Origin of the sequence: Salinimicrobium sediminis (genome assembly GCF_900215295.1) — a bacterium.
Lineage (GTDB): Bacteria > Bacteroidota > Bacteroidia > Flavobacteriales > Flavobacteriaceae > Salinimicrobium > Salinimicrobium sediminis.
This window is the reverse complement of sequence record NZ_OCMF01000001.1, coordinates 217,948-239,006: the sequence shown is the minus strand read 5'-3', so window position 1 is coordinate 239,006 and position 21,059 is coordinate 217,948. Positions and strand designations below refer to the sequence as shown.

Here is a 21,059-nt window from a genome sequence, read left to right as displayed (position 1 = left end):
CTATACCCATTCGTGGAGGTTAGATACAGAGAAAACTATTCGCTAATTTGAGGCTATCAGGAGAAGACAAATAAAAATCCCCATTCCGGGCGGAATGGGGATCGAAAAATATCATTATTGAAGCCTATTCAGAAAGGGCATTTTTGATCCGCTTCATGGCTTCTTCTATTTCGGTTTCACTGGCTGCGTAAGAGAACCTGATGCAATTAGGACTACCAAAAGCGTCTCCGGTTACAGTGGCCACAAGAGCCTTTTCCAAAAGGAACATGGAAAAATCTGTAGCATCTTTGATTTCATAACCATTGATGGTCTTTCCAAAGAAGTAAGACACATCCGGGAAAACATAAAAAGCGCCTTCGGGCTCGGTAATAGCAAAACCGGGAATTTCGGACATGAGATCAATAATCAATTTTCTCCTGCTTTTAAATCTGTCGATCATGTATTGGATCTTGCTCACGGGAGCTTCCAGAGCAGTGATCACTGCACGCTGTGCTATACAATTTGCGCCGCTGGTGATCTGGCCCTGCATCTTGTTACAGGCGCGGGCAATTTCGGCAGGAGCACCAATATAACCAATTCTCCAACCGGTCATTGCAAAGGCTTTTGATACCCCGTTTACTGTTACCACACGGTCGTACATATCCTCAAACTGAGCCATAGAGGCGTGTTCTCCAACAAAGTTGATGTGCTCGTAAATTTCGTCACTTACTACTATAATATCCGGATGTTTTACCAGCACATCAGCTAAAGCACGTAATTCGTCCCTGCTGTACACCATCCCGCTGGGATTGGAAGGAGAACTGTACCAAAGCATGCGGGTTTTAGGAGTAATGGCAGCTTCAAGCTGCTGCGGAGTCATCTTAAAATCAGATTCCACAGAGGTAGGAACTTCGACGGGTACTCCTTCTGCCAGCTTCACAATTTCGGCATAGCTTACCCAATAAGGACAAGGTAAGATCACTTCATCCCCTGGATTCAACATCACCATTGCAACATTGGCTAAAGATTGTTTGGCTCCCGTAGATACTACAACCTGTGACCTGTCATATGTGAGGCCATTGTCTCGTTTAAATTTATGGATAATCGCATCCTTTAATTCCACATAACCGTCAACCGGAGTATAGGAATTGTAGTTGTCATTGATGGCTTGAATTGCGGCCTCTTTAATAAAATCGGGAGTATTAAAATCGGGTTCACCCAGGCTTAAGCCTATAATGTCTTTTCCTTCTGCCTTTAGCTCACGGGTTTTGGCTGCCATGGCCAAAGTTTGTGAGGTAGACATGCTTTTAATACGGTCAGATAAATGATACATGTGAAAAAGGTTGATTGTTTATGCTGAAATTGCCGGCTTCATTCCCATTTCCTTCAAGTGACGGAAATGTGCGGCAATGGCAGCCCTGGTTGTTTTGTATTCATTGTAAGGTAGCTGACATTCCTGTGCAGTCTCGCGTACAATTTTCGAAATTTTGCTGTAGTGAATGTGGCTGATGTTTGGGAAAATATGGTGCTCCACCTGATGGTTCAAGCCACCGGTAAACCAGTTTATGAATCTGCTCCTGGTGGAAAAATTTACCGTGGTAAATAATTGATGGATTGCCCAGGTATTTTTCATCGATCCCGTACTATCAGGAAGCGGCATCTGGGTTTTTTCAACCACATGAGCCAGCTGAAATACTACACTTAAGATCAAACCCGCTGTGTAATGCATGATGAAGAAACCAAGGAGGATCTTCCACCAGGCTATAGAAAGAATCAACATGGGAATCACGATCCAGATTGACAGGTAAATGAGCTTGGTAATAGCAAGAATACTCCACTGCTTTACCGGATTTGGCATTTTTCCGTAGGAAAGCTGGCGGGAAAGGTATCTTTTGGTTTGTTTGAAATCTGTGGTAAGAGCCCAATTGAAGGTTAGGAGTCCGTAGAGAAAAATTGAGTAATAATGTTGGAACCTGTGGAATTTCTCCCATTTTGCATGCTTACTGAATCTTATGATCCTACCTGCATCCAGATCTTCGTCATGACCATGAATATTAGTATAGGTATGGTGCAGCACATTATGCTGTACCTGCCAGTTGTAAACATTTCCTGCAAGTATATAAATGGTTCCCCCCATTAGTTTATTAATCCAGCTTTTTGAGGAATAGGTGCCATGGTTCCCGTCGTGCATAATATTCATGCCTACTCCGGCCATTCCTGTTCCCATCACAACGGTAAGGAGTAACATCCACCATTGAGAAATGTCAAGAGTAAGGATGAGGAAATATGGAGTAAGAAAAAGGGAAAACATGACGACCGCTTTAAGGTGCAGCTTCCAGTTTCCGGTTTTGGAAAGATTGTTTTCTTTAAAATAGGAATTAACCCTGCTATTCAATGTGCGAAAGAATTTGGCTGAATCTGTGCGGGAAAATCGTACGGTAGATGTATTCATTAACTGTAATAAAATTGAACTACAAAGGTATGAGATTAAATTCTCTAAAGCTATTGCTTTGGAAAATACTGCTTTAAATTAACTACTTTTGCTGAAAATTTGAAAATTGGAACTTCTCGAAAAATATTTTCCCGATCTTACTAAGGATCAAAAGAATAAGTTCGCAAATCTACAGGATCTTTACAAAGACTGGAATTTAAAGATCAATGTGGTTTCACGAAAAGACATTGATGAACTTTACCTGCGTCACGTATTGCATTCTTTGGGCATTGCCAAAGTGCAGCGATTTTTACCCGGCTCTTCCATCCTTGACGTTGGAACTGGCGGAGGTTTCCCCGGAATTCCATTAGCCATTCTTCATCCCGAAACTAATTTCCATCTGGTAGACAGCATTGGGAAAAAAATAAAAGTGGTGAATGAAGTAATGGAAGGTCTAAGGCTTAAAAATGTCCATACTACAAATGCAAGAGTAGAGGAGGTGCCTGGGCATTATGATTTTATTGTAAGCCGTGCAGTTGCGGCCATGCCTACTTTTGTGCACTGGACAACAGGTAAGATTGCCAAAGAAAGCAATCATGAACTTAAGAACGGGATTCTGTATTTAAAAGGCGGGGACCTGTCTGAAGAACTGGCTACTTATAAAAGAGCAAAGATCTATGATCTTCAGGATTATTTTGAGGAAGATTTTTTTGAGACCAAGAAAGTGGTCCACCTTCCCCTGAAGTTTAAAAAGTAACTTATAAAAAAGAGCCGGATTAAATCCGGCTCTTTTGTTCTTATTCTACAATAAATTTTAGGGATCGGGAGGTATCCTTGAGATGCACCTTTATATAATAAACTCCTGTGCTTGGCACTTCAATAGGAAGTTCCGTGAAGTTTTGAACGGGTAGATTTCCGAAGGTGACAAGTTCCTGTCCTAAAGAGTTGTATAAAACAGCTTTTTTAAGAGGCAGCATTCCGGAGTTTTTAATGATCACATGCCCCTCCCTGTTGGAGTACAGCAATTCAATATCTGCAGGTGGTGTAGGTTGAGGCTGGTCTGGTTTAGTTATATCAGTACCGTCACCGTCACCGTCACCGTCTCCTTCCCCGTTACCGTTGTCACCGTCACCATCATTGCCATCTTCATCCCCGCCATCTTCACCACTTCCATCTTCACCTTCTTCGCCTGGAGTTTCCTCACCGGTTTCAGGATCTTCATCTTTACTAAAGACGATCGAATAACGTTGGTGGATATTACCTTTTTCAATCGTGGCAGTAAAGTCTCCGTCCCGAAGATTGAAGTAAGTATTCGTCTGGCTGTCCTTTACAAAAATGGCAAATTCATCTCCAATATTTTCAAGTTCATCGATCTTGATCACAAATTTACCGCCATCGGCTGTTTTTAGACCTAAAGGAAGAACTCTGTCCGCATTAAAATCCGGTACCCCCTGTATCACAAGTTCTACCTGCTCATTCATCAACCAATACATATCCTCGATATTGTTGTCAATAAGTGGAGCATCAAAACCAAGGTCAAAACCGTTCGATGTTCTGGCATCTGCAGTAACCAGTATCTGCCTGTGGTAGCCTTTTGGAGACTGGAATTTGAGCCAAATGCGTTGACGTTCTTCAGAAGCCTTATTTGTGCTCTTTCCTTTTTTATCACTTCCGAAGAAGATCACATCATCTCTCCCATTTGCCTTGTCGATACCTTCCCGTTTGTAGGTCCTCTGACCATTATTAAATACCAGGGTTTTGCGACCTGTGGTTTGCAGAACATCTTCACCCGGATTTATTACCGTATTAACGAAGAACGCCTGGCCTACAGGAATAAAATTCCCCGGACGTTTACTTCCGGTTCTGGAAGGATCGCTGTTGTCTATCCGGCTGTCAACAGATGAAGCCGGTTCTACAGAACCTCCTAAGTTAAAAGCTGCATATCCTCCGATATAATGCTCAAGATAATGGTCTGTTTTTGCAAAATGATCCCAGAAATAAAGTGTTCCGTTAAAGGCACTGTTAGCAGGATTTGAAGCTATTACATTATCTTCTATAAATTTGTTTGCATCAATTGAAGACGGGTAGGGGTTACCAACTAAATAGTTTTCTCCTTCTGAAGTTGTATTAATATTTAAACTGATCTCTCCATTGTTGGGTAAACCCACAAAAGTATAATTCTGAAGGTCTGTATTTCCAGCCCAGCCAGAAGTTCCTTTCATACTATAACCTTCGCCAACAGCCATTGTGCCTGTGTGGCCAATATGTTCCCAGGAAAAATAATTATTGGCAGTACCATGGAATTTATGCAGCCAGTAATTACTAATTTTTCGCGGATCACTGTAGTTTCCATCTGCGAAATGGTATTGCGTACCGAACACCAATTCCCTAAAGGTAGTGATAGTACCATCTTTCATTGTTCCTTTAACCGAGTATTTGGCGTTTATTCCGGGACTCACAGGAGAAGTCCAGTAATTATAAGTATAACTGCTGGCAGTTCCCTGCTGGTCACGTTCCAGGTATCCTTTACTGGCAACGTCTAAAATACTGCCAATATCCTGAAGTAGTTGGGATTCACCCACAAGATCTATTACGCCGTTAAGAAGCAGGTAATGACTTATGCTAAGCGATTGACCTGAATTTGTTTCATTTTGAGGTCCGGAAGGGTTAGCAATAGTGAGACGCTTGGTTTCGGTTTCAGAAAGTAAGCCAAGGACCCTGATGTCTTTCGCCTGGCTGGTAATGTTATGTTTGGTCACTACTATGTTCCAGTCGATCATACTTGCGCCATCCACTCCTCTGCTGTTTGGATGATCCCATACCGCCGGTCGCAGCCATGTATTGTCGGCTATCCATTGCCCGTCTTTTGCTGAATAATAGGGCAGGGGAGCAGTATTCTCCTGAAGGGTCTTGATATTAACCATTTTACCATGGTAAGCATTGGGGGCTTTATCAAGGGTGGTTCCGTTAGTGATTTCTGATACTATGAGTGGGTAATAGGCGATGAGATCCTGATTAAAATTCAGAGGGCCCGGAGCATCCATTGGCAGGATCATCCCGCGAAGAGGACTGGAACCTACTTTAAGTCTTTGGTTCATCAGGAATTTTACCTGGTCCAATAGTAAAGGCTCCTTCCAGATCCTTAGCTCCTCGATCCAGCCGTGAAAATAGTTTTCAGGGGCAGAAGTGGCAGAGTTTGCTGAAGCTCCAATTATAACAGGGGCTGATATCGAAGTAGGTACTCCCGGTGCACCGGTAGAGGTCTTAATCCCATCAACATACAATCCTGCGTCATCACCTCCAACAATAACTGCCAGGTGATACCAGCGGTCTGTTCCTATAGGATAACTTGAAACTATTGAACTTCCGTTCCAACGGAATTTAGGGATGTTATTCTCAACTATTAAATCGAATCCTCCGGAAGCTAAGGCTGAATTATCTCTTTTTGACAGGACTGTTTTAATTCCGGAAGTTTTTCCCGGATCCTGCTTCACCCAGGCTTCTATTGTAAAGCCTGACGAAGGAAGATCAAATTTGTCGCCAATGACTACATGGTCATTCACTCCGTCAAAATCGAGGGTACTGCAACTACTTAGGGAAATTTTCACATCATCTGAGGCGCCGCACGGAACTGTCCATCTTAAGGTATAGGTTCCCACATTACCAGAAAATCTGGAATTTGGGTCATTGACATTATCTATTACTCCTCCTGCGGGACCATTCACTATGCTCCACGTGCCCTGTGGTTCAGGTTCTCCTTCGGTGACCACGGGATCGAAAACGGCAGCCAAAAAGGTGGTTAAGTTTCCGCATTCTAAAACCTGATCTGGTCCGGCATTGGCCGTAATTTCTGCAGGTTGAGCGATTTCTACATCTATAAAGGCTTCACAACCATTGGCATCTAATACTCTGACCAAGTATGTGCCTGCGGAAAGGTTGGTAGCAGTAGCAGTTGTTTGTCCAATTCCTTCCCAGATGTAGATATAAGGATCGCCGGTAACATTGGGAGTTCCACCCGTTGCAAGAACAGTAGCGGTTCCGTCACTCCCGCCAAAGCAGGTAATTTCAGTTTGAGCAGTGATTTCTAATGCCAGAGTATTCGCAGGCTGTTTAATTTCAACTTCAGCAGTGGTAAAATCTTCATTTCCGTCGTTCACGATCACCTTATATCTTCCGGCAGGAAGACCGGTAAAACTGTTAGAAGGTTGAGATGTGCGAATTACTGACTGGTCTACTGCAGAAATTAATTTGTAAGTATAGTTGCCGGAACCTCCGGATGCTCTTGCATTGATAATTCCGGTCTCACCTCCGTTACAAAGAAGTTCATTTGGAAAGGCTACTGCGTAAAGTGGGGAAGTAACAGTAGCTTCATTATTAGTGGAATAACATTTTGGATGATTTCCATTACCCTGGGTCGCACCACATTCTCTGTTCACATTGTTTTGGAATGTGAGGTAAATTCCTTCAATTTTTACAGCATCTCCACATTCATAATCAATAGCGAAGGTTTTGGCGATATCTGGTATAGCCTGTTTTTGGAAAAAACATCCCTCCACCTTATAATGTTGAGTCGTTTCGGAATTGATTTTCTTAACTGAATAGATCAATTCTATATAGAGGGAATACCTTTCTGAATTGGTAGGGAAATCTATGTATATAAATTTTTCAGGAACAGAACTACAATTACTTGAAGTAATGGGATTTTGGTTGCTGTCACCAATAAAATAGTTGTCCAGCCCCAGGTCGTTTGATCCACAGGTGTCAGAAAAGCAACCTGCAACGTTTTGTATTACCGATTGCGTAAAAGTCCTTCCTTTTGCATCTGTAACTGTAAGAGTAATTAGTTTTTCTTCGGCACTGGAATAGTGTACCGTATGACGGCCTTCTCCCACCGCTGTAGCCGGAGTAGCATCTTTACCAAAATTCCATGAATAAGAATATGGTGGAGAACCTCCTCTTGCTGTGCGATTCTCTACTTCAAAGTAAGAGGTTCTAATTACACTTCCGGTTTCACAAATTGATATAGGTACAATATTGGCTTCAAGAGAGTCTACGATGATAACCTCTTTCGTCGCTGTACATCCATTTGCATCAGTAACCGTAACTGAGTAGGTGCCTGCTGCCAGTCCTTGTGCAGTTTGTCCGGTAAGGTTATTTGACCATTTAAAAGAATAATTTGGGGTTCCGCCGGTAATCTGTACAGTAGCTGTACCTGTCGCGGTACCATAGGAGGTGGTTTCTGTCGTTAAAAACCCTGTGATCTTCAATTCTGTGGGTTGAGAAACAGTAACTGTTCTTTGGGCTGAACATCCGTTAGCATCTGTTATAGTCACACTATGATTGCCTGGAGGAAGTCCGGTTGCAGTTTGAGTCGTCTGGCCATTACTCCATCTGAAAGTATATCCAGGAGTACCACCTTTTGCTTCTGCATAAGCAGTACCATTATTCTGTCCATAACAACCTGAGGTAGTTTTAACATTAACTACTTCAATAAAAGTGGCAGGCTCATTAATGGTTATTTGCAGAGTTTCAGTTTCACATCCGTTAGCGTCAAAGGCTTTTACTGAATAAGTACCAGCAGATAGATCGGTCTTTGTGTCCCCGGCTCCAAGACTGCCCCAATCATAGGTATAGGGAGCTACTCCACCTGAAGCTTCCACCGTTATTGCTCCGGTTGCATTTCCATTACAGAGCACATGCAGCACTTCTACAGGTGCTATTTCAACAGGATCAATGGTGATCTTTTGAGTAGCTGTGGTAGTATTTCCAGCCGAGTCTTTAAAAATCCATGTAATTGCTCCGGAAGTAGTGAACGTGAGAGATTGGTTTGTAGTAGCTGTTATTACATTATCACAGTTGTCACTGGTTGTGGGAGCTTCAAAAGTATACTCACACCCCCATAAGATGTCTTCAAGTTGAGGCACTTCTGGAGCTTCTTTATCTTCAACCGTTATTTTTTGGACCACAGGTTCAGCTGCATTACCATTAGCATCAGTTACATTCCACGTGATGGTGGTTGTGCCTACAGGATACGTAGTATTTAAGGGTTGACCATCGTCTCTTGTTCCTGTAGGAGTACCAACAGAACAGTTATCTGAAGCAGTAGCCTGAGGTACTGAAACTCCTGCATAACATTGTCCGGCCGTATTGGGTACAGAGATATCAGCAGCGGCAGTGATGACCGGTTTTTCCTGATCACTTATAGTGATATCTAATGAAGCTGTTGCAGTATTACCTGAAGCATCAACTACAGTATAGGTGATAGTGCTTTTACCGATGTTGAAGTTACTGTTTCCAATTTGCCCAGTTCCTGAACCTGTTGTTGCTCCGGCGATGCTCCAGCTTAAACTGCTTCCGCTACAGTTATCACTGAAGATAGCATCGGGAATGGCTATTGAAGCTGTACATTGTCCTGCATCTGTGGTTTCAGAAATGGCACTTCCCAGACTGATTTTTGGATCTTCCTCATCCGTAACCTCTACAGCCAGAGTTTGAGAAACAGTATTATTGGCCGCATCAGTCACCATATAAGTAATGGTGCTTGTGCCGATATTAAATGTATGGTTTCCGATTTGCCCGTTTCCTGAACCTGTTGTTGCTCCGGCAATGCTCCAGCTTATACTGCTTCCGCTACAGTTATCACTGAAGGTAGCATTGGGAATGGCTATTGAAGCTGTACATTGCCCTGAGTCTGTGATTTCAGAAATAGCATTTCCAAGACTAATTTTTGGATCTTCCTCATCCGTAACCTCTACAGCCAGAGTTTGAGAAATAGTATTATTTGCTGCATCAGTCACCGTATAAGTAATGGTGCTTGTGCCGATATTAAAGGTTTGGGTTCCGATTTGCCCGTTTCCTGAACCTGTAGTTGCTCCTGTGATGCTCCAGCTTATACTGCTTCCGCTACAGTTATCACTGAAGGTAGCATTGGGAATGGCTATTGAAGCTGTACATTGCCCTGAGTCTGTGGTTTCAGAAATGGCACTTCCCAGACTGATTTTTGGATCTTCCTCATCCGTAACCTCTACAGCCAAAGTTTGAGAAACAGTATTATTGGCCGCATCGGTCACCGTATAAGTAATGGTGCTTGTGCCAATATTAAATGTATGGGTTCCGATTTGCCCGTTTCCTGAACCTGTTGTTGCTCCTGCAATGTTCCAGCTTAAGCTGCTTCCGCTGCAGTTATCGCTGAAGGTAGCATCGGGAATGGCTATTGAAGCTGTACATTGCCCTGCATCTGTGGTTTGAGAAATGGCATTTCCAAGACTAATTTTTGGATCTTCCTCATCCTTAACCTCTACAGCCAGAGTTTGAGAAACAGTATTATTGGCCGCATCAGTCACCGTATAAGTAATGGTGCTTGTGCCGATATTAAAGGTTTGGGTTCCGACTTGTCCATTTCCTGAGCCTGTTGTTGCTCCGGTGATGCTCCAGCTTAAGCTGCTTCCACTACAGTTATCGCTGAAGGAAGCATCGGGAATGGCTGTTGAAGCTGAACATTGCCCTGCATCTGTGATTTCAGAAATAGCATTTCCAAGACTGATTTTTGGATCTTCCTCATCCTTAACCTCTACAGCCAGAGTTTGAGAAACAGTATTATTGGCCGCATCAGTCACCGTATAATTAATGGTGCTTGTGCCGATATTGAAGGTGTGGGTTCCGATTTGCCCGTTTCCTGCTCCTGTTGTTGCTCCGGTAATGCTCCAGCTTAAGCTGCTTCCGCTGCAGTTATCGCTGAAGGTAGTATCGGGAATGGCTATTGAAGCTGTACATTGCCCTGCATCTGTGGTTTGAGAAATGGCATTTCCAAGACTGATTTTTGGATCTTCTTCGTCTGTAACAACTACATCCATAGAGTCGGTGACAGAAGTAGCTTCCCCCGTGGCAGTGAATATTATTGTAGTCGTTCCAATTTTAAAGCTGTGAGTTCCCACTTGCCCATTCCCTGTGCCTGTTGTGGCACCGGTCATTTCCCAGGAAAGACTATCCCCCGTAAATGTTGCCTCGTCAATTGCAATACTGGCTGTACACGTACCGGTATCAGTTTTAACTGATAGATCAGCCGGAGCTGAAATTGTAGGATTTTGACTACTTTCAAAATAGTTCAGCGAAAAGATTCCCATAGGGGATTCGAACCACTTTATGTGCAATTCTGCCTGGTCTTTGGGATATTCATAGGTTTCCAAAGCCGGGTAATTCCAATAGGAAGCAAGTGCTGAAGTCAGCAATATAAAGATTCCGGGAAGTTTCAGAGAGGTAAAAATTTTCTCCATAGGCCTAATAATTAGAAACTTAATCAGCCTCAAAAGTAGGAAAAAAAATGACCTTTAGATAATTTTAAGAAAAATTTAAACGTTTAAATGTAAAATTTCATGGATGAAAGGCTTCTGAAAATGAGTACGAAAGGTCCTAGAATATAAAAAAAGCCCCTCTTTTGAGGAGCTTTTCTTTAAGGAATTATTTGTAGCTATTCGAGGATGACCTTTCGGGTAATAATTCCACCTTCATAATGTACTTTGACTATGTACACTCCTGCAGCGAATCTCTTCACAGGTAATTCCACTTCTTTCTCTGAAGGCACATTATAATAAACATGTACCTGTTGTCCCAGCATATTGTTCAGGTAAACTCTGTCAACTTCCAGTAATTCTGGATTCCTGAGCAGCACGTTTCGGGTACCTGTGACATAAAGCACCTCAAAAGGTCCTTCTTCAATAATGGGAACGTCGGGTTCTTCTATCTGGGTTTTATCCTGGAACACCAGCTTAAACCTGTCGGTAAAAGTTCCGGCTTCAGATTCTGTTTCATATGGCTCTGCTCTCAAATCGTGTACCACCTGATTTAAACTGTCTGCCAAATAAATATTCATCTCATCTGGAATGTTATCCAGATCATCAATGGAAATGCTTAAAGCACCTTTTTGTTCCACATTGATTCCAAGATCCAGCACGCGCTCAATATTAAAATCAGGTACCCCTTGGATCACGAACTGATATTTGTTAAAATACCAGTACATGTCTTCCACATTCTCATCTATCATAGGGGCATCAAATCCCAAGTCGAAATTTTCAGTTGCCCTTTGATCAGCAGTCACCAAAATTTGACGGTGATAGCCTTTTGGAGACTTGAACTTAAGCCATATCTTGTTTTGTTCTACTTCCTGGGAGGAGCTGTTATTAGTAGTCGATGTAGCTGCTCTTTTTTTCTCCTGGGAGTGGAAGACGGAACCTCCATTGTCCTGATTTTCTAATACAAATGCTCTCTGGCTATTCTTAAAAATAACGGGACCTCCAGTAACATCAGGAAGGCCTGCATCCTGCATAGCACCTACCAGTGATGGATCTAACATAGTATTAACGAAAAACGCTTGTCCAACAGGAATGAATTGTTGAGGGACTTGTCCTCCATCCTCATCAGTGGCATTAATTCTTTCATCTACAGCTGCCGCTAAAACTCCGCCTGAAAGATTATAGGCTGCGTAACCTCCAATATATTCCTGCAAATAATGGGTCTGGTTCGCAAAATGGGACCAGAAATAAACGGTTCCATTAAAGACATTAGTATTGCCTCCACCAACAACGTTGAGGTTATCATTTATGAATTTATTCGCATCAATTGCAGAAGGATAAGGGTTTCCTATTAAATAATTCTGTTCCGGTCCTGTACTTCCAGGAGTAATGTCTCCATTGTTAGGTAATCCTCGGAAGGTATAATTTTGTGAATCCAGAATTCCTGCAGTCCCTGCTGTCCCTTTCATACTATAACCTTCACCAGCGTTCATTTTGCCTGTACTTCCAATATGATCCCAGGTGAAGTAGTCATTAGCAGTTCCGTGGAACTTATGCAGCCAATATTCACTGACTTTTCGAGGTGTAGCAGGCCCTCCGTCAGCATGAGCATAGGCGGCACCAAAATCGAGGGACTGTGGAGTTTGGGAGGAACCATCCATCATTACAGCTCCAACAGAATATGCTGAATTACTACCGTCTGGTCCTACAGGTGATACCCAATAATTATAATTGTAGCTACTCGCCGTACCCTGCTGATCTCTATCCAGATGTCCTCCACTACTTGCGTCAACGATACTTCCCATTGGTTGAAGCAATTGAGATTGCCCGTTTAGATCTATAATACCGTTGAGTAGGAGATAGTGAGAAAGGAATAATTGGTTACCACTTCCTCCGCCACCGGTCCAGGTAGGAGGATTTTGCCCCTCCATATCTAATGCGTTGACTTCAGAAATTAGTCCCAGCAGTTTTATATCTCTACTACCGGAGGTAATATTGTGGGAAGTCCTAACGATGTTCCACTCAATTTCTCCGGTGTGTGGTGGATCCCAAACGTCAGGTCGTAACCAGGTAGCATCGGTTCCCCAAACTCCATTGTTGCCGGAATAATAAGGAAGTGGTGCGGTGTTTTCCTGGTTCGTTTCCATATTCATCAATCTACCCGGAACTTTTGTAGTTGCGCGATCCGGAGTCAGACCATTTGCAGGCATGTCTTCAGCTAAATAGACAACGGGACTTACATCTAATGGTTCTGGGTCAGCAGATATAAGCCTGTAATATCCTGCAAGATCTGAATAGGTAAGTCCGTCGGGCACCTCCATAGGGATCTGCTCACCCATTTTTGCTCCATTAGAAATAAGACGCTGATTCATCATAAACCTGATCTGCTCCTCATTTAATTCTTTACTCCAGATTCTTACCTCTTCTATCCATCCGGAATAGTGATTTTTAGCTTCTTTTGCTGAGGGATCCCATTTGGCCCCAATAATTGTTCTATTACCTCCATGACCGTTAAGACTTACGGTACCTGAAGAGATACCATCGACCCACAACTGTCCAGTATTTGAAACCGCAATGTGATACCATCTGGTGCCGGGGGTTATTTTGGTGGAAAGATCAGACATAGTGAGTTCGAAACCGCGTCCACTTATAATTGTACCTGCTGCCGGATTAGTATTACCCGATCCATCAGGAAGTGGTCGTGCGAAAGGTCTTATCCATGCCTCCATAAAGAAGCTACCCTGGTAATTATTTCCCAAATCCACATAATCATCTACTCCATCGAAGTCCAGCGCAGTACAATCATTAATGTCAATGGTTACATCTGTGTATATCGGTGGGCAGGTTTCATTCGTCAAATCGTCATCAGCGGAGCGGTTAAGAGCCCATCTTAGAGTATATGAGCCAAACATCCCCGGAGAAAAAATTGCCTGAGGATCATTCACTGCTGGGGTAGTGCTGTCTCCGTTGGTAAAATGAGCTTCAGAAAAAGTATATCCGGTAGGGCCTGTTACTACTTCCCAGCGGGCAGAGTAATCATCTCTGGTTGGAAATTCCGTAACTAAAGTTGAGGTGCTATTTACTATCTCTCCATTTAATTGAACATTGTTACTTCCGCAGCTACCGGCAACTGCCGAGGCAGTCGAAGTATATTGATCAAAAACAAATACACTTATTGTTTTCCAGTTTTCGACTACAGGGCATTGTTGTCCTGTGCTATCAAAGGTGAGTCTTGTACGAATTTCGAAGTCATTCCATCCTACCAGTTTTGGCGCCCATTGTTCAGAATTATCTGTTCCAATTACAATTGGATTTTCAGGATCTGTATAATCTGTCCAGGTGAGATCTACATTTGTAGGTTCAACCGGAAGGCTAATAGCATCTACTGCCCAAACATCTCCTGCCTTTTTTCCTTCATATCTAAACCTAATTCTAAGGTTGGGCATACTGGCATAATCTGTTAGATCCAAAACTATTTTATTCTTGTCTCTATTGCCGGGAGCATCATCTCCAAAGCTATCATAGAACCCACTTGATCCATCAGTAGCATTAGTAGCTATAAGTTCAAACAAGGGCACTGGATTGTAAGTTGCGCCTCCATCCGTTGAGATATCCACGTAAATAGCAGACCCCGGAGCAAGATTATACGCCTGGTCAAAAGTAAGAACAGGGTCTTCCACGGCAAAAAGGTTAAATACTGAAGTTTCCATGGTGGATTCATTCGGACCCGAGACTATCGCAAAACCTTTATTTCCTTCATTGCCAGCGCTTGAATCCCAGTTCTGAGTGTAGAGTGAGCCAGTATTAAGATTAGAGGTAGTTAAAGGCAAAGGATTTGTTCTTAGCCATATTGCAGCAACACCATTATCAGCACTGGAGTCAAAATTGGATTCCACACCGTTTTTATCCTTAATTCTCCATCCCTTATTTGTTATGGATGAGAAGTCGAAACTTCCTCCTTCTTCAAATCCTGGGCCAGAGCCGTATCCTGTACTACCACTCAGTGTAACCAGTTCTCCAATACAAACGACTCCAGGAGTCACTGTAACAGGGTTAGGAGCAATGTCTGAAGATACTATTCCTAAAGTTGCATTTTGAGAAATGGCGTTTGGTGTACAGGCACCGCTTGTGATCTCCACCTCAAAAATGGTGGATTGATTAATCCCCAGGCTTCTTATCAACTCTGGACTCAAAGTAGTGCCTGTGAAATATTCCTCTCCTTCCATTACATAGGACCAGTTTGTAGCAGAACCTTCTTTATATCTCCAACGGATGATTTCACCTTCCTGTCCAGTTAAACTTAAGGGGATATTATAATCGGGTCCGGGGTTAGAACAGGTTTCAATGGTTCTGCCAAAGCCAGCAAAAGCTAACTCTCCTCCAATCGGCACCGGATCAACAGAAACTGAAATTTCTGTTGAAGGAACTTCGGCACAAACACCATTTTTTACGATAGCTCTAAAGGTTGTGGTTCCGGAAATATTCTGAAAATCTAAAGTTTCAGAGGTGCCAGCAATTGATGTCCAATTAATTCCATCGATAGAACTTTCCCATCTCTGGATTTCTCCTTTAAAATCTGCTACTGTAAGTGTGCCCTCGTTTTGTGTCTCACAAACAGAAGAAGGACCAGAAACATTTCCTCCCTCAGTAGGCTCTTCTACCTTTATAGTAATTACATTTTGATTAACACAGCCATTGTCATCAGTGCCAACAACTTTATATTCAAAGGTGCCGGCACTCTCTCCCAAAATAGTAATTTCACTGGTGTTTCCTATTTCATTTTCGCCATCATACCAGATATAACTGTTTGCTCCGGAAGCTACTAATTTTATTTCGCTGCCTTTACAAAATTCTGCAGAGTAACCTTCAGCAACAGCTATGTTGACATTAGGGAGTTCATTTATAATAATATCCACTTTAGTGCGATCACTTTCACACCCGGTACTGGTTAAAGTTTGACTTACCCAGTAAGAGGTCAGTTTTGCTTCGCTGGTATTTGCTGTTGGTGCAGAACTCAATGCCGTAGTTGAAGCTTCTGAGTCATACCAATTTATGGTAGATCCTTCAGTAGGAGTTATTGAGATAGGATCTGTGACTGTTTCATTAAAACAGTAGCTGAATTGAATAGTTTCTGTTGCTATAGGTGCAGGTTTATCGTATACTGTTACAACAAGCTCTGTTTTATCACTTTCACAGCTATTGGGCTGTTTTTGACTTACCCAGTATGAGGTTTGGCCGGAAGTATCTGTATTAGGAGTGATTGAAGTGCCCAAATAAATATATTCATCGGTAGCAGTATCGTGGGTATACCATAGCAGCTCATTTTCTTCACTAGCCTTAGTTGCAGTTAAAGCCGAGGGAGTTTCATTAAGACAATATTCCACGGCTGTTGTAACAGGTGGACCGGGTCTGGGATTTACTCTAAAAGTGAAACTTTTTGAAGTTGCCTCCGGACAAGTAAAAGATTCCGGACCATTTATTCTTACAGCATAAACCCCATCATCTGAAACATCAATATTTTGAATAGTGAGAACTCCGGTATAAACTCCATTTTCTCCTTCGGGCCCTGTTGCTTCCATCACATATTTACCAGAAGTGGGATTTATCTCCACACCATCCTTTATCCATTGAAAAATCAATTCAGCGCCATTGGCATGTGCCTCGTACTCAAAAGACATTGTGGTCACATCATTTTCACATATGGTAATATCTTCGGCGGGTTTTATAATGATAATGTCTTCATCTATGTTTAAGGTGACAGGGTCAGAAGTTTCTGAAGAACATACAGCATTACTACTGCTAACAACTACATGATATTCGCCTGCATTTGCTGAAGTTGCATTGTTAAATGATAAAATCGAATTTGTCTCTCCATTTATTTTGACAAAAGTACCTCCTGCATCTTTTTTATACCACTGATATATAAGATCATCACCTGTAGCAACTACTTCAAATGAAGCAGGATTGCTTGAGCATGTTCCGAAGTTCACAGGTTGTGTGGTAATTATTACCTTCTCAAAAATTTCAATTTTTGTGGTAGCTTCCACAACAGCACAACCATCATCAGCAGTATCTTTGGTGTAGGTGACTGTATGTATCCCCGCTGTGCTGTTTTGCGGGTTTATATTTCCTTCAGCGTCTATGTCCAGTCCGTTTGTAGCGGTAAATACACCACCGCTATAATCACCGGCTGTACTGCCAAATTTTACCGGGTAAACAGTTGCATCCGAATTACAAAAAGGAGTGTCATAACTAATTGAAACTTGTGGCAACTGAGTAATTTTTACTTCGGTGTTGACCACTACTTCATCGCAACCTGATGTTGCCGGGATAGTGTAATTAACAACGTAAGTTCCCGGACTAGTTCCCTGACCGGTTATATTACCGGTTTCAGGATCAATATTTAATCCTCCGGGGGAGGAGGAAAATGTACCACCTTCATAAGCCCCCACTCCGTTAGTAAAATTAACAACTTGTGGTGTAGCATCAGAGGTACAAAACGGTCCTGCATAGCTTATTTCTACAAAAGGAGTTTCAGTAATTGAAATTTCTGTTGTTGCTGTCACTTCATTACAACCGCCAGTGGCAGGAGTAGTATAAGTTATAGTATAAATACCTACACTGCTTGCTCCAGGATTGATTGCACCTGTAGAGGAATCAATGGACAATCCCGTTTTATCTACGGTGTAGTTTCCTCCTGAAAAAGCATCTGTACCTTCCAGCAAAGGTTGTTTTTCGGAGGTTTCGTCCATACAAAATGGAGCATCTGGATAGGTAAAAGTAGTTACTGTTGGGGCTTTAGTGATAACTACTTCGGTTGTGGCCTGAACAGGAGAACATCCTCCGGCCGTTGGAGTTTCATAAGTCACGGTATAGGTGCCGGCCGTACTACTGCTTGCAGTAATAGCACCCGTGCCGGAATCAATGGATAATCCTTCCGGACTGGCAGTGAAAGATCCTCCGGTAAAACTATCAGTTCCGGTTAGAGTTACTGTTTTTGCAACAGAATCTGACGTGCAGAATGGAGTGCCGGAATAAGTAATAGAAGCTGTTGGTTGTTTAGTGATGGTCACTTGTGTAGTTGTAGTCACTGGAGTACAACCACCGCCTTCTGGCGTAGAATAAGTAACAGTATAGGTTCCGGGAGTACTGGAGGAAGGAGTAATGGCCCCTGAAGCACTGTCAATACTTAATCCTGGAGTGGAGGAATATGTTCCACCGGTGTAGGCCTCGGTTCCTGTTAAAGTTGGACTTTGTCCCGTAGTAAGGGAGGTACAAAAAGGTGCTCCGGAATAAGTTATTGACGCTGTAGGCTTAGGGGTCACCGTTACAGTGGTGGAACCTGTTAAGGCTTTGGAACAGGCAGGTGTATCTAGATTTATTGCACTTACTAAAGAATATGTCGCATTGGCGGTTAGGGCGGCTGTGGTCACATCGGCGGATCCTGAAGCTCCTATGTCAACCGTCGCAGTTGAATTATTAGGCAATTTATAGGTAACTCTACTGTTTGGAGTACCGGTGAAAGTTAAGACAGAAGTGGTCCCACTACAAATTGGACCGGTGGAGGAAATTGCTGCAGTAGGAAGATCTTTAAAGTTTATAAGCATTTCGTCAACTCCTGTTCCGCATGATGGACTATTGCCAGTGGTAATTTTAGGAATAGTCATTGTTATTTTAACCTGCCCAAGCTGATAATCTGCCGCTGAAGGGGTGTAATTCACTGTGAAATCACCCTTTTTATTACTTGGAACATTTTGAAAAGTACCTGTCCCACTTGTTTTAAAGGTTGGGCTTAAATTTGAATTTCCAAAATTCATTGTTCCCTGAAGGGACAGCTGAGGGATTGAGTTCACTATTTTACAAACTGTTAGGTCCGGTCCTATGTTTGCTACGATGTAATTATCTAAAAATATATCTTGTGAAGTACTTACAGCACTTTTGCCACAGATATTGGTTGCTTCAACTTTGACTGTTGTAGGACTGGCATAAGTTTGAGCTGCGGTTATATTTACTGTTATAGATGAGGTGTTTGCTCCAGAAGTTATCTCCCAACCTGCAGGAAGTATCCAGTTATACCCAGTGGCTCCGCTCACAGGGGTTACGCTGAATGTTTGATTGTTCACCGGCGGACAAATGGCTGTAGAAGGCAAACTTGTCGAAATAGCACCTGGTGTTGCAGGTGCTCCGGAAACAGAGTTTACTACAAAATTTGCTGACGGAGAACTATCTCCACAGGTATTTTTAGCCATAACCGAAATATTACCGCTTGATGAGGTAGCACTTACGGTAATAGAGTTGGAACCGGTTCCAGATGTAATACTCCACCCTGAAGGAAGGGTCCATATATAATCTGTCGCATTGGTAATGGCAGGTATAGAATAAACCAGGTTGGTCGCTGTAGAACAAACCTCGGCCGGTCCTGTGATAGTTCCGCTCATAACAGGAGCAGGCTTATCAACAGAAACAGCAAAACTTGCTGCAGGCCCGGTTCCGCAATCATTTTTTGCCTTGACCGTGATAGTACCGCTGCCGGATTGAGCAGTTGTTACTGTTATTTCCTCTGTAGTACTATTACCAGTCCATCCACTTGGTAAAGTCCATATGTATTCTGTTGCTCCGTCTATGGGAGTAATAGAGTAGGTTTCAGATGTGCCGGGACAAACTATGTCTGATCCAAATATTGATGCCGGAGTTGGAGGAGTACCCGGTTTTACGGTCACAGCAAAAGTTTGAACCACACTGGTACCACAGTCGTTAATCGCTTTTACAGTAATGTCACCATTGGTTGTACCGGTAGTAACAGTGATAGAATTAGTCGTGCTTGTACCCGTCCAGCTGGTATCGGGTAAGGTCCATTCATAAGAGGTGGCACCTGTTACTGCATTAATAGCATAGGTCTCAGATACTCCCGGACAAACAGCTGCTGTTCCTGAAATTGTTCCCGGTTGAGCCGGAGTTCCAGCCTTGACGGAAACAGCCAAAGTTTTAGCTGTACTTGTACCGCAGTCATTTTTTGCCTGGACTGAAATGTTCCCTGAGCCCGATGCACCTGTAGTTACGTTAATAGAATTTGTTGTGCTAGTTCCAGACCATCCGCCTGGCAAAGTCCAAATATATTCTGTGGCCTCAGGCACAGCTCCAATAGAATATGTTTGTGAAACCCCGGGACAAACTGCTGTTTCTCCGGTTATATTTCCAGGTACAGCCGGGGTGCCTGCTTTTACTGTAATATCTATGGTTTGAGCTTCACCAACCCCACAATCATTAACTGCTTTAACAGAGACTGTGCCGCCTGAAGTTCCTGCAGTTGCGGTAATAGAAGTGGAAGAACTGCTTCCTGTCCACCCGGAAGGAAGTGTCCATTGATAGGATGAGGCGCCTGTTACAGCAGCAATTGAATAAGTTTGAGATGTTCCCGGACAAATTGTTGATCCAGGGGTGGTTATAGCAGCCGGAGTTGCAGGTATTCCCGCACGAACAGTAATTTGGTTCGAAGTTATTTCATCTGTAGAAGAAGTAACGCATTCCAAACTACTGGTTAAAACAACTCTGATTTGGTCCCCATTAGTTAAACTTGTTGAAGTAAAAGTATTTGATGAACCAGATTGAAGAGGTGTAGTGTTATTATTGAGGAAAAAATCATACTGCGGACTAGTACCCCCATTGGTATTGGAAGCAGTGAAGATAACAGAATCGCCTGGACAAATTGAAGACTTATTGGCTGATATAGTAACCGTCGGAGTTTTGTTGGAATTAACGGTCATTGTATATGCACTACTGGTTGTAGAACAGGTCGTAGAATCGGTAGAAGTGACAGTTACTGTAACTTTATCACCATTAGATAAAGCCGATGTTGTAAACTCAGGGCTGTTGGTTCCGGCATTGGCGCCATCAACTTTCCATTGAAAACTGAAAGTTCCTGACCCCCCGTTTGGGTTAGCTGTAAAAGTTACTTCTGTGTCTGCACAAATGGTATTGCCTGCTGAAGAAGAAATCGATACAGAAGTTGGACACTGCCCCCACCCCAATGCAGAGGTCAGTAGTAAAGCCCAAAAAGTTAGTACTTTTAAGAGTAGTTTTTTAACCATAAGTAGCAGTATTAAGAGTAGGGGGACTCAACCGACTCCGTAAGGAGCCGTTTAACAAGCTAAGTTAAGATTAAAAAATGGTAAACTACTGATTTTTAGATAAGTGTAACTAATAACCCGATGAAATACACATTTTAAGAAGATATTGTGATAAAAGAAATCTAACTGCCAGAAATTTTATCATAAAAAAAGGAGCCAAAAGTTAAAGTTTTTACACTTCTTTAACTTTCAGCCCCTCTAAAATTCATTTTTAGGTGCCTTGTAAGAAAATTC

Annotated in this window: 5 protein-coding genes; 1 reads left to right on the top strand and 4 read right to left on the bottom strand. The window is 42.6% G+C overall.

Annotation, left to right across the window (positions count from 1 at the left end):
* Positions 1-124: 124 nt before the first annotated feature.
* Together CRO16_RS01115 and CRO16_RS01110 are read right to left on the bottom strand one after the other, a co-directional pair.
* Positions 125-1,312, bottom strand: coding sequence for a pyridoxal phosphate-dependent aminotransferase (locus tag CRO16_RS01115; RefSeq protein ID WP_097054513.1), 1,188 nt, complete (start codon positions 1,310-1,312; stop codon positions 125-127).
* Between the two features lie 18 nt (positions 1,313-1,330).
* Positions 1,331-2,431: a fatty acid desaturase family protein gene (locus CRO16_RS01110; RefSeq protein ID WP_097054512.1), complete on the bottom strand. Its 1,101-nt coding sequence runs from the start codon at positions 2,429-2,431 to the stop codon at positions 1,331-1,333.
* Between the two features lie 106 nt (positions 2,432-2,537).
* On the opposite strand from CRO16_RS01110, the gene rsmG reads away from it, so the two are divergent.
* Positions 2,538-3,167: a 16S rRNA (guanine(527)-N(7))-methyltransferase RsmG gene (gene rsmG / locus CRO16_RS01105; RefSeq protein WP_097054511.1), complete on the top strand. Its 630-nt coding sequence runs from the start codon at positions 2,538-2,540 to the stop codon at positions 3,165-3,167.
* Positions 3,168-3,207: 40 nt separating this feature from the next.
* Here rsmG and CRO16_RS01100 read toward each other — a convergent pair whose 3' ends face one another.
* Both CRO16_RS01100 and CRO16_RS01095 read right to left on the bottom strand, forming a co-directional pair.
* The gene (locus tag CRO16_RS01100; RefSeq protein WP_097054510.1) at positions 3,208-10,683 is read right to left on the bottom strand and encodes an HYR domain-containing protein; all 7,476 of its coding nucleotides are present in this window, start codon (positions 10,681-10,683) and stop codon (positions 3,208-3,210) included.
* A gap of 194 nt (positions 10,684-10,877) precedes the next feature.
* A complete protein-coding gene (locus CRO16_RS01095; RefSeq protein ID WP_143544385.1) occupies positions 10,878-20,786 on the bottom strand; it encodes an Ig-like domain-containing protein in 9,909 nt (3,302 codons plus the stop codon).
* Between the last annotated feature and the right edge of the window lie 273 nt (positions 20,787-21,059).